This window comes from Mucilaginibacter gilvus (assembly GCF_004054195.1).
Taxonomy (GTDB): Bacteria; Bacteroidota; Bacteroidia; order Sphingobacteriales; family Sphingobacteriaceae; genus Mucilaginibacter; species Mucilaginibacter gilvus.
The window spans coordinates 763,389-775,567 of the sequence record NZ_SBIW01000003.1 but is presented as its reverse complement, the minus strand read 5'-3'; the positions used below and the strand labels follow the sequence as shown (position 1 = coordinate 775,567).

At 46.6% G+C, this 12,179-nt stretch carries 11 protein-coding genes; 3 read left to right on the top strand and 8 right to left on the bottom strand.

Going from position 1 to position 12,179, the window contains the following annotated elements; all coding sequences use genetic code 11:
• Positions 1-2 precede the first annotated feature (2 nt).
• From bioB to ribD, 5 genes are all read right to left on the bottom strand, one after another.
• Positions 3-1,019 carry a biotin synthase BioB gene (bioB, locus tag EPL05_RS09315; protein ID WP_128533659.1) on the bottom strand — a complete coding sequence of 339 codons (1,017 nt, stop codon included), beginning with the start codon at positions 1,017-1,019 and terminating at the stop codon, positions 3-5.
• Between the two features lie 50 nt (positions 1,020-1,069).
• Complete coding sequence (gene mgtE, locus EPL05_RS09310; RefSeq protein WP_128533658.1) at positions 1,070-2,425, bottom strand: magnesium transporter; 1,356 nt, start codon at positions 2,423-2,425, stop codon at positions 1,070-1,072.
• Between the two features lie 182 nt (positions 2,426-2,607).
• The gene (locus EPL05_RS09305; protein WP_128533657.1) at positions 2,608-3,222 is read right to left on the bottom strand and encodes an IMPACT family protein; all 615 of its coding nucleotides are present in this window, start codon (positions 3,220-3,222) and stop codon (positions 2,608-2,610) included.
• On the bottom strand, positions 3,223-4,053 hold the full coding sequence (locus EPL05_RS09300) for an EamA/RhaT family transporter (protein WP_243837257.1): 831 nt from the start codon (positions 4,051-4,053) through the stop codon (positions 3,223-3,225).
• Between the two features lie 38 nt (positions 4,054-4,091).
• Positions 4,092-5,147, bottom strand: a complete 1,056-nt coding sequence (gene ribD, locus EPL05_RS09295) for a bifunctional diaminohydroxyphosphoribosylaminopyrimidine deaminase/5-amino-6-(5-phosphoribosylamino)uracil reductase RibD (protein ID WP_128533655.1) — start codon at positions 5,145-5,147, stop codon at positions 4,092-4,094.
• Positions 5,148-5,180: 33 nt separating this feature from the next.
• On the opposite strand from ribD, the gene prmC reads away from it, so the two are divergent.
• A complete protein-coding gene (prmC, locus tag EPL05_RS09290; protein WP_128533654.1) occupies positions 5,181-6,050 on the top strand; it encodes a peptide chain release factor N(5)-glutamine methyltransferase in 870 nt (289 codons plus the stop codon).
• A gap of 146 nt (positions 6,051-6,196) precedes the next feature.
• Here prmC and xerD read toward each other — a convergent pair whose 3' ends face one another.
• On the bottom strand, positions 6,197-7,096 hold the full coding sequence (xerD, locus tag EPL05_RS09285) for a site-specific tyrosine recombinase XerD (protein ID WP_128533653.1): 900 nt from the start codon (positions 7,094-7,096) through the stop codon (positions 6,197-6,199).
• Positions 7,097-7,137: 41 nt separating this feature from the next.
• On the opposite strand from xerD, the gene aroQ reads away from it, so the two are divergent.
• The gene (gene aroQ, locus EPL05_RS09280; RefSeq protein WP_128533652.1) at positions 7,138-7,557 is read left to right on the top strand and encodes a type II 3-dehydroquinate dehydratase; all 420 of its coding nucleotides are present in this window, start codon (positions 7,138-7,140) and stop codon (positions 7,555-7,557) included.
• Between the two features lie 65 nt (positions 7,558-7,622).
• Entirely contained in the window at positions 7,623-10,154 is a 2,532-nt protein-coding gene (locus EPL05_RS09275; protein ID WP_128533651.1) for a mechanosensitive ion channel family protein, read from the top strand.
• Between the two features lie 82 nt (positions 10,155-10,236).
• On the opposite strand, the gene EPL05_RS09270 is transcribed toward EPL05_RS09275, so the two are convergent.
• Both EPL05_RS09270 and EPL05_RS09265 read right to left on the bottom strand, forming a co-directional pair.
• Positions 10,237-11,274, bottom strand: a complete 1,038-nt coding sequence (locus tag EPL05_RS09270) for a glycosyltransferase family 2 protein (RefSeq protein WP_128533650.1) — start codon at positions 11,272-11,274, stop codon at positions 10,237-10,239.
• The gene (locus EPL05_RS09265; protein WP_128533649.1) at positions 11,271-12,155 is read right to left on the bottom strand and encodes a lysophospholipid acyltransferase family protein; all 885 of its coding nucleotides are present in this window, start codon (positions 12,153-12,155) and stop codon (positions 11,271-11,273) included. The genes EPL05_RS09270 and EPL05_RS09265 overlap by 4 nt, the downstream gene beginning before the upstream one ends.
• Between the last annotated feature and the right edge of the window lie 24 nt (positions 12,156-12,179).

Here is a 12,179-nt window from a genome sequence, read left to right as displayed (position 1 = left end):
AGCTATATCACCTCGTTTATACTCATTTCCTTTATTTCTTTGGAAACATTCGGCCTGCCGTTTTTAAAGGCTTTGCGTGGTGTTAGGCCCAGCAGTTCGAACATGGCCATGTCTTCATCAAAAGAAGGGTTTGGCGTAGTGAGTAGTTTCTCACCGGCAAAAATGGAATTGGCACCGGCCATAAAGCAGAACGCCTGCTCTAATGTGCTCATTTCGGTACGGCCTGCAGAAAGCCTTACTACGGTCTTCGGCATTACAATACGCGCGGTTGCTATCATCCTTACCATCTCCCAAACAGATACCCTTGGCTGATCTGCAAGCGGTGTGCCCTTAACCGGCACTAACGCGTTGATAGGCACGCTTTCTGGGTGCTTTGGCATGTTGGATAAGGTCTTCAGCATCGAAACCCTGTCGGCAACGGTTTCGCCAAGGCCAATGATACCACCGCTGCATACCGAGATCTTTGCTTTGCGCACATGCTCTAATGTTTGCAGGCGATCATCGTAAGTACGGGTGGTGATGATGCGTTTATAGTCGTCTTCAGATGTATCTAAGTTATGGTTGTAGGCATACAGGCCTGCATCAGCTAATCTTTGCGCCTGCCCTTCGGTAAGCATGCCCAGCGTGCAGCAAACTTCCATATCCATGGCGTTCACGGCTTTCACCATATCAATTACTTTGTCAAAGTCGCGGTTATCGCGTACCTCGCGCCAGGCTGCCCCCATACAAAGGCGACTTGCACCACCGTTCTTGGCTTTTTGCGCAACGGCAATAACCTCTTCCTTTGGCATAATGGCGTGTACATCCACACCTGTATTATAACGCGCCGCTTGCGGGCAATACGCGCAATCCTCGGGGCATCCCCCAGTTTTGATAGAGATCAGCGAACTGATCTGCACCTCGGCATAATCTTTATTTTCGCGGTGAATGCTTGCCGCCCGGTAAACCAGGTCTAACAAGGGGGCGTGGTATATTTCTGCTATTTCGTCGTGTGTCCAGTTGTAACGTACTTCGGTCATGGGTATCAGTATTTTGATGGGTCAAATTTAAAATAAAACTCTATTCTCTTTTAACTATGCAGTAAAAACTTACTTGCTAGCCATAGGGGTAGCAAAAAACCGGCGCAATCTGTAAAGGTGGTAATGATGATGGATGATGCCACGGCGGGGTCTATCCCTACCCTTTTCAGCACCAGCGGGATGGATGCACCCGTTAAACCGGCTATTACCAAATTGCCCGTCATGGCTAAAAACAATACCAGGCCCAGTAATGGGTCGGCGTCATAAAACATGGCGATAGCAAAAACAATTAATCCGTTAGCAGCGCCGTTTAACAGCCCTACCAAAAACTCTTTCAGTACGGTATTATAAGCCTGCGCGTCGCTCAGATCGCTTAACGAGATCCTGCGGACGGTTACCGCCAGTGATTGCGTGGCGGCGTTACCACCCATACCTGCAATAATGGTCATATAAGCCGCTATCTGCGGTAATTGCGATACGGTGCTATCGAAGTGCCTGATGATTGATGCGGCCAGGTATGCCGTACCCAAATTGATCACCAGCCAGGGCAGGCGGCTTTTTACGGCCTCTTTCCAGTTACCGCTTAGTTCTTCGTCTTCGGATACGCCGGAGATCTTCAGGATATCCTCGGTACTTTCCTGCTCCATTACGTCGATGATATCATCTACCGTAACACGGCCCAGCAGTTTCATGTTATCATCTACCACGGGGATGGTGGTTAAGTTGTATTGCGATATCAGGCCCGCCACATCTTCCTGGTCGAGTTCGGCTTTTACGTAGATAAAATTCTTGTCCACCAGGTCGCTCACACGCGCGTCTGACCGTGCCTTGATAATAGATTTGATGGAAAGGATGCCTTGCAGTACGTTTTCATCGTCCACCACATAAATGGTGTAAAACTCCTCCATCTCTTCCGATTGACGGATGATCTCGTCCAATGCTTCTTTTTTATCAAGGTTGATGTTCACCTTGATAATTTCGGAGTTCATCAGACCGCCCGCGGTGTCTTCGTCGTACTTTAAAAGCGCGCGGATGTTATGGGCATCCTCCTGGTCAATATCCTGCAGGATCTCGTGCTGCTCATGTTCCTCCAGCTGCGAAATAATATCCGTAGCATCGTCATAATCCAGTTCCTCTACAATGTCCGACCGCTTATCCGGATGCATGTTCAGCAACAGGTCCTCCGGGTGCGATTCCTCGGTCATCTCGGAGAGTACTTCCGAGGCGATATCTGCCGGCAGCATATTGATGATGCGCTCCTTGGCTTCCTGCGGCAGCTTTTCAAATAGGATAGCTATTTCAGAGGCGTGGTACTCTTGCAGAACCACCTCTAAACCAGCATCATCCCCTTCAAGCGCGGTTTTAATGCGCAGCAGGTCCGATTTATCTATTTCAAAAGATTGCATATGGAGGCAAATTAGGCAAAATTGGCGAGTAATGCCGTCTTAAAAACGCAATTTAGAAACGTTTTAGGCCAATGCCTGCAAGCAGCGTTCCATCGGTTGAGACCGGCGGCAATGAAGTAGAAGGAAGTTTTGATCGTTCCGCAAATCAAATCCTGTTCATCCTAAAATCCTGCAATCGTGTATTAGCCGCTGTAATTATAAACTACCTTCGCCTTCTCTACCTTGTTCAGCTTGCTCATTACCTGCTCCACCTGTGTTTTGCGGATGGAGAATTGAATACTGCAATTCAACTCCGAAGTTTGCTCCAGCACTTGCAACTGCTCCTCTTTGATGATCCGCATTACATCGTTCATCTGGGCGTATTCAAAAGTAATAGTGTAGATATCATTAACCGTTTTTTCGATGATCTCGGCTTTCTCCAGCGCGGCTTCGGTAGTGAGTTTGTAGGCATTGATCAGGCCCGGCACACCTAAAAGTGTCCCCCCAAAATAGCGAACTACCACCACCAGCACATTGGTAATATTTTTGGAGACCAGGATATTCAAGATCGGCCTGCCCGCTGTACCGGAAGGTTCGCCATCATCATTCACACGGAAAACGGAACGGTCTATCCCCAGGCGCATGGCCCAGCAATGGTGGTTAGCCTTAGGGTGTTCGGCCTTTAATTTGGCTACGATGGGTTTAATATCAGCATCAGAACTGATGGGGTACGCATACCCGAGGAATTTACTGCCACGGTCGCGAAAGATGCCCTCCGCCGGTTGGGCAATAGTTTTGTACGTATCGTCGAAAAGCATTTATTTTTGCGAAAGGGTAATAACAATAATGGCAGCTATTGCTAAAGCTATGCCAACTTTATTAAGCAGGCTCAGCCGTTCTTTAAACACCACCAGGCCAACAACGGCACCTGCGGTGATCACGCCAATATTCATGGCCGAGAACACCGATGAAGGGCTTGTTGATAATTGCTGATGCGCTTTAATGTAAAACAGGATATTGCCAAAATTGGCCACACCGATTATCCAGCCAAACATAACGTGCGGCCAGGAAATGCGGGCCCCTTTAGTGGCTATGCGGTATACCAGCCCTATTAGTGCAATAACAAAGGCCAAAATAAAAATAAGGAAGAGCGATGTAGTGTAAACAACTTCTTTATGCGCGGCAACCTGCTTAAACAGAATATCAATAGCGCCAAACCCAAAGAACACCACCAGCAGGTAAAACCAGGCGTTGCTGAGCACCTTGCGGTTTGCCGTTTGCTTTTGCCATGGGATGGAACATACAATAGCCGCGAAACCGATAACGATACCCACGATCTTCATGGGCGTTAAGGGCTCCTTAAACAGCCAGAACGCTGCTACCAGCGGTATCAACAGCGATAAGCGTTGCGCTATATCTGTACGTACAATGCCCGCTACCCTTACAGATGATGCCATGATCATAAATATTACCGGCAGCAAAACACCTACGGCAATGTAGATAGACACGGGGCCGGTCTGCAGCGCTGTGAAATCTAATTTGGGGCGGAAAAAGAACCATGTGAGCAAAATAGCCACCGGGTAATTCCAGGTGATGGCCTGGGATATATCAATACTATAGCGCCTTGCCAGTTTTAATAAAACCGACACGATTACACTGCAGCAAACACTCAGAAAAACGTATAACATTAGCTTTTAGGCTTATTATAAAACACTTGTAATTGGTTGTTGCCTACAGCATATTGCCCGCCGTTTTGGCCACTTATTTTTGGTGCCGGTATGCCATTGGTTAAAACATCCGCCCCGGTAAAAATACGTGCATCATCCCACAATCCATCTTTTATGAATGAATTTAGCGTATGAGCACCGCCCTCAATAATAACCGACTGGATATCTTGCAGGTACAACTGGTACATCATGTACTGCGGTACGTAGCGGTCAAAGTCTTCCAGGGCTATGTATTTTATATTGCCGTCAATATCGGTTTTTATTTCGTTAAAAATCAAGGTTTCAACCGCCCGGTCAAAGATGTTAAGATCGGGTGACAATTCAAGCCTCCTGTCTATCACCACCCGCTTCGGCGATCTCCCTTCCGCATAGCGCGTGTTCAGCTGCGGGTTATCTGCCAGTACGGTATTTTTGCCCACTAAAATGGCATCTTCTTCGGCGCGCCAATGGTGTACCAGCTTGCGGGCTTCGGTGCCGGTTATCCAATGCTGGCTGCCATCTGCCGGTGCAAAAAAGCCATCAACGGTTTGCGCCCATTTCAAGATGATGTAGGGCCGGTGCTTTTGTACGCGGGTAAAAAAGCGGCGGTTCAGCCAGCGACATTCATCTTCCAGCACGCCTACGGTAACATCTACCCCAACGGCTACCAGCTTTTCTATTCCCTTGCCATCTACCTGGGGGAACGGGTCGCGGCTGCCGACAACTACGTTTGGAATATGGTGTTTAATAATAAGATCGGCACAGGGCGGCGTTTTACCATAATGCGCGCAGGGCTCCAGCGAAACATAAATGGTGGCTTCACTTAACAGTTCGGCATAGTTATCATAACTGGATATCACCATATTAATGGCATTAACCTCCGCATGTGCTTCACCATATTTTTGGTGGTAGCCCTCGCCAATTATTTTGTCGTTATGCACAATTACGGCACCAACCATGGGGTTCGGGCTTACCCGGCCTGCACCTAAAGCAGCAAGCTCCAGGCAGCGGTGCATATATATTTGGTGTTGCTGCATGGTACAAAAGTAGGTTTTATGTTACTTTGTTGCATGAAAACTATTAAGGATGTGTTCCTCAATTTTCACCAGGTGCTTGATGAGCTTTACGGCGCACAGGAAACAGAAGCGATAACGCTTATGGTGCTCAGCGAGATAACAGACTTATCCAGAGCAAAAATAAAAGCGTTTCCGGAGGATGATGTGCCCACGGATGCCCGGGAAAAACTCCCCGCTATACTTACCGAACTTAAAACCTGCAAACCCGTACAGTACATTTTAGGCAGCACCGAGTTTTACGGACTCTCCTTTTTAGTGAACCCCGCCACCCTTATCCCCCGCCCCGAAACGGAGGAATTGGTAGAGTGGGCTTTATTAAGTTTAAAGTTGAATGTTGAAAGTCAAAAGTCTTTTTCAATTTTAGATATCGGTACGGGAAGCGGTTGTATTGCCATCAGCTTGAAAAAGAACCTGCCTGATGCTGCGGTTACGGCTGTAGATATTTCTGCAGAAGCCTTGCAAACCGCCAAACAAAACGCGGTTATCAATGAGGTTGATGTGGAATTTATTGAAGTAGATGTACTGAAAGTTTCTAAATCCGAAATCGAAAATCGAAAATTCGAAATCATTATAAGTAATCCCCCCTACGTTACCCTGCACGACAAAACCCTGATGCATACCAACGTAACCGATTTTGAGCCGCATTCGGCTTTGTTTGTACCTGAGGATGACCCCCTACTTTTTTACAAAGCTATAGCTGATTTCGCTGCAGAAAAACTGATAACCGGTGGCTTGCTTTTCTTTGAGATCAATGAAGCTTTCGGAAAAGAAACCGTTGAGCTATTAGCTGATAAAGGATTTACTAACATTGAGTTACGTAAGGATATGAGCGGCAGGGATAGGATGGTTAAAGCAACGATTTAACCATTTTGTCGTTGCAAGCGATAGCGCGGCAATCTCATAGGACAGGTGGCGAACTTTGCATTGTGGACTGTTTTATGAGATTGCCACGCCGCCCTTTCGCTCAGGCTCTCCCGCTGCGGCTCGCAATGACATTTTTCCATATTACCCTAATTTCTCGGGTGAAACCCAATGATGGTACTCTTCAGATACTCCCTATCCAGATGCGTATAGATCTCCGTGGTGGTAATACTCTCGTGGCCCAGCATTTCCTGTACTGCACGCAAATCAGCACCGCCTTCTACCAGGTGGGTAGCAAAGGAATGGCGAAAGGTATGCGGACTGATCTTCTTCTTTAAACCAACAGTTGCTACCAGGTCTTTGATCATCAAAAACACATACACCCGGCTTAGCCTGCTGCCCCTGCGGTTGAGAAACACCAGGTCCTCCTCGCCCTTTTTAATTGGTATATGCACCCTTACAAAGTCGGTCCACATTTTTAGGGCGAGGATAGCCTCGCCGCCGATGGGTACCAAACGCTCTTTGCTACCCTTGCCGGTAACTTTTATAAATTCTATCTCGGGATATAGGTTGGAGAGCTTGAGTTCGGTTAATTCCGACACGCGCAGGCCGCAGCCGTATAATACTTCCAGCATCGCCTTATTGCGGGTGCCTTCGGGTTTGGAGAGGTCGATAGCGGCGATGAGTTCGTTAATTTCTACCACACTTAAAGTGTCCGGCAGCTTGCGCTGGATCTTCGGTGTTTCCAATAATTCGGAGGGATCGGCGCTGATATAGTCCTCCATCAGCAGGAATTTATAGAAAGCTTTGATACCCGAAATTATCCGCGATTGAGTGGATGGGATCATACCCAATTCGTTCACCCAGGCAATAAACTGGCGCAGATCTTGTAAAGAAAAATCTTTAGGTGATTTTTTATCTAACAGTGAATCAGCGTATTGATATAGCTTATCTAAATCTCTACTATAAGCTTTGATAGAATTACCAGCCAAGCTCCTTTCCAGTTTGAGGTAAGCTTTAAATCCCTTTATTGCCGAAGCCCAGTTCAATAGATTTTAGTTTTGATGATTTATACCTAAGTTTGAAACAAATGAATATACAAATTATAAACGGCCCAAATTTAAACCTGCTTGGCGTGCGCGAAAAATCTATTTACGGCAGCGCCAGCTTTGAGGACTATTTAACCGAATTGCAAAAGCATTTTACAAACATCAGCATTAGTTATTACCAAAGTAATGTTGAGGGCGAATTAATAAATAAGCTGCACGAAGTAGGCTTTACCTTCGATGGTGTTGTGATGAACGCCGGTGCCTATACCCACACCTCCATTGCCATTGCCGATGCCATCGCGGCCATTAACACACCAGTTATAGAGGTACACATCTCCAACGTTTACAAGCGCGAGGAATTCAGGCACACCTCTATGCTGGCCGCCAGTTGTCGTGGGGTTATAGCCGGGTTCGGGATGCACTCGTACCGGTTGGCTATTGAGAGCCTGCTGCTGGCTTAGTCCGAAATAATTAAAACGTTTTCAGTCGGTAAGTGTTTCCACATTGCTTATGCTTAGCCCTTCCCATGAATAAAGTACTTAAAATAGCCGCTCCCCTCCTGTTCGTATTCGCTTTATTTAACACAGACGGCTTTGGGCAAACCACGAAGAAGAGCAAAAAACTGGGCGTCCGCGATTCGTTGAGGCAAACTATCCTGCGGCGCGATTCGATGATGCGAAGCCTTAAAAAATCCGACACCTCCATTAACGGGCTACTGCAAAAGATAGAGTATTACACCTCTTCCTTCAACCAGATCAAAACAAGCCTATCGCGCAATATTGATACGGTGGATATCAGCCAGAAACTGCCCGCTTTTGAAAAGCGCGTGGGCCTCATCAAAACCCTGATAGATAACGACCGCAGCAGCACCCTGCGCTACCTGTACGCCATTCGCGACATCCTCACCCGCAGCGACGACCAACTGGATATATGGCAGGAACGCCTTGCCGTCGTCAACTCCAAGCTCATCCAAAACCAAAATGAACTTTCGGCGATGGGTAAAGACTCATCGCTTAAAATGGTACCCGCGGATAGCGCGCTTGCAACATCTTTCCTGATCCAAAAAATAGCTATCGATAGTAAATATCATAGGCTGGATACCACCAACAAAAAATTGCTTCTCAAAATTGGCTCGCTGCAAAACAGGGCCACCTCGGTTTACATCGCACTTATAGATCTGCGCGACCAGATAGACCTGAAGATTCGCGAGTTCAGCATTTCCGCCCTGTCTGACGAGAACAACAGTATTTGGGAGATGGACCGCAACACCGAGAGCACTTTTAAAACAGCGCTCAGCAAAACGGTGGATATGAATACGCGGCTATTAACCTTTTTCGCAACCCGCGATCCGCTTATTCACTTTGCAGGCATACTGGTTTTGGTGTTGTTTTACACATGGATTTACTCCAACCGGCGCAAACTATTGCGGATAAAGGAATCGCCGCAAACGGTTTTTAGTCATGCCAAATACGTGTCGTTCTACCCTGTAGTATCGGCTATGATCGTCGCTTTCGCCATTGTGCCCAACTTTTATGATCATCCGCCGGTAGTTGTGCTCGAAATCTTTTTCACGGTGCTCATCGCCTCTCTTTTGTACCTCGTTGGGAAAACCTGCCCGCAACAGTTATTTAAATATCTCGCTTTATTATTTTGCCTTACATGCGTTTATAGCTTTAGTAACCTGTTTGTAGAGGTAAGCAATACCGATAGGGTTATTGTGCTGCTGCTGGCGTTGGCCACTACATTTATCACCGTTCGTTTTTACCGGGTGGTAAAAAACGCGCCCGAAGATTACATGCCGCATACCAAAACCATCCTGCGGATCTTTATCATTCTACTGGTGGCTTCCGCGCTTTGCAATATTTTCGGTAGGGTAACGCTCTCTAAAATTATCGGCGTAACAGCTGTGTATAATTTATGGCTTGCATTGGGCATGTACTACCTGGTGCAGATTATTATGCAAAGCCTGTTTGTACAATTGGAGGCCAACAAAAACAGTAACAACCTCAGTTCTTTCATCGATTTTAAAATGCTGCAGACCAAATTCCGCAGTATTTTAACGGTGCTGGCCAGTTTGCTCTGGCTAATTATGCTTACCCAAAACCTAAGCATTGAGGACGCCGTTTTCGACTACATTCAAAAATTCTTAACCGATACCCGCAGCCTTGGCGGCACCAATACACAGTTCACATTCCAGAGTATTATCATATTCATCGCGGTTATCTGGCTATCGTCGGTAGCGGCCAAAATCATCAGTTACCTGTACGATGTCGCCGGCAAAAGCGGTTCGGATATCGATATCCTGAAAAAGAAGAACCGCACGTCTACCCTGCTCATTAAACTCGCGGTATTCGCGGTTGGCTTTTTATTGGCGATCACGGCTTCGGGTTTCCCGCTGGATAAGATCACCATTATCATCAGTGCGTTTGGCATCGGTATCGGTTTTGGCTTGCAGAACATTGTAAACAACCTCGTATCCGGCCTCATACTGGCTTTTGAGAAACCGATCCAGATAGGCGATATTATTGAGGTGGATAACCGCAGCGGCACCATTATGGAAATTGGCATCCGCAGCAGTAAAATTGCCACCAGCGACGGTGCCGAAGTAATTATCCCAAATGGCGACCTGATATCGCACCACGTAATTAACTGGACGTTGAGCAACAGCAACCGCCGTATCGAATTGATTATTGGCGTGGCCTACGGTTCGGATATTGAAAAGGTAAAAACTATTCTTACCGACCTGCTTTGCAACCGTACGGATATTATGGAAACGCCCGCCCCGCTGGTATTTGTGCATAACCTCAACCAAAGTTCGGTAGATTTTAGATTGCTGTTTTGGGCAGCCGATATTACTACCTGGCTATCGCTGAAAAGCCACATCCTGTCGGACATTTACACCATATTTGCTAAAGAGGGCATCGAAATACCATTCCCGCAGAGCGATATTCATGTAAAAATGGATGATAAAGTAACTGAAACCGCCAGGAAAAACACCAAGCCACCCGGCGAGGAAGCACAAGTGACCAATACAGATGTGACGGATACGGGGATATAAAATTGTCAGTCTGAGCCTGTCGAAGACCCGAACGACATGCAGCGTTTGTTAATAGTTCGACAAGCTCACCATGACAAATGCTTTAATGAAGCGCCTTCTCTACCAATTCGTTAAATTTCTTCTTTTTTCCCACAAAAAAATCCCAAACAATGCTGCGCGAGTAATACCCACTAAGATTTCCCGAAGAAACTTTTAACTTTTGACTTTTAACTTTTGACTTAGACAATAACTTTCTTACAAAATTCCGGTGTGCCTTGCTTATAGCCCATGCACTTTTACTTTTACCATCGGCAAGGAATTTTACCAAAGCCAGCAGGTCCAGCCAAAAACGGAGGCCTATGGTAAAAAATGCTTTCCAAAAAGGTAGGTTATTTTTCAGCAGCAACAGGTTGTTGCGGAAGTTGAGATAAGTTTTAAACGGACTTTCGGCATTTAGTGTGCCACCACCTACGTGGTATACCATAGACTGTGGACAATACATTACCTTATAGCCCATGTTTTTTAAGCGCCAGCACAGGTCAATTTCCTCCATGTGGGCAAAAAAGCTTTCATCGAAGCCACCGGCAGCATCCCATAATTTCTTTTTGATGAACAAGGCCGCGCCCGATGCCCAGAAAACTTCGCCCGGTGTATCGTACTGGCCCATATCTTCTTCCAGCACATCAAAGATGCGCCCACGGCAAAAGGGGTAGCCAAAGCGATCTATAAAGCCACCAGCCGCGCCTGCATATTCAAAATGTGTTTTTTGCGCGAAGGATCTTAGCTTAGGGCCGGCAGCGGCGATGCTTTCGTCGCTTTCCATTAAGGTGATCACCGGTTCAATCCAGTTGGGCGTAACCTCCACATCGGAGTTTAGCAGTACGTAGTAATCAGCCTCCACCTGCGCCAACACACGGTTATAGCCGCCTGTAAAGCCGTAGTTATGATCATTTTCAATTAACCTTATAGATGGATACCTGCCCGTTAAAAACGTGATAGAGCCATCCGTAGAGGCATTATCGCCAACAATAATATCAAGGTTGGGGTAAGTAGATGCCAGTACACCTGGTAAAAACTGTTCCAGGTGTTTTAAACCGTTCCAGTTTAAAATCACAACGGCAACTTTTGGGGTATTGGTCATCGTTTAAAATCCTCCGGCTTAAATTTCCAGCGCCTGTGGCTCCAAAGCCAGTATTGCGGGGTTTCCTGTATCTGCTTTTCCAAATAACCAACCTGCATATTAGTGATCTCGTATTGCGCGGTTTCTTTCGGATTATCCACAAGGGGCACCAGTTCGCAGGTATAATAGCCCCGCCTAATGCACTCTATCCGGTAGAACACCACGGCGGCATCCGTCATTTTTGCTATCTTCTCTATCCCTAAAAATACGGCGGTTGGCTGGTTTAAAAAGTTGGTGAAGTAAGTAACCTCGTTCACCCCGGGGGTTTGGTCGGACGCCAGTACGCTTATCGTGCGCTCGTCCTTCAGCGAGATCATGGTGCGCAGGGTTTGTTTCATCGTCACCAACATAGAACCAAACCTCGCCCTTTGTTTGTTCAAAAATTCGTCGAACCTTGGGTTGCTTAGCGGCTTGTAAACAATGATCGTCTTATTTTTCGACAGCATCCCAAACTCCAGTGCCGCCATTTCCCAGTTGCCGTAATGCCCTGCCGCCGCGATAATACTTTTGCCCTGGCTAAAGTAATGTTCTACAATTTCGGGGTTTTTCATGTGCATACGGGCTCGCAGTTCCTTTTCGGATATGCTGATCATCTTAAAGGTTTCCACCAGCAGATCGCCCATGTATCTGAAATATTGTTTCTCTATTTTAAGCCGTTCGGATTCGCTCTTATCCGGGAAGGAATTTTTAAGGTTCTCGCGCACTACACGTCGCCTGTATTTAGCTACATAGTATATCAGTACGTACAAACCATCTGATATGAGGTACAGAAACCAAAAGGGCAGTAAGGAAAACAGGTACCAAAAAAATATACCTATATTATCTGCCGCCTTTTTTAACATTATTTTAACCAATTTTGCTGCCAC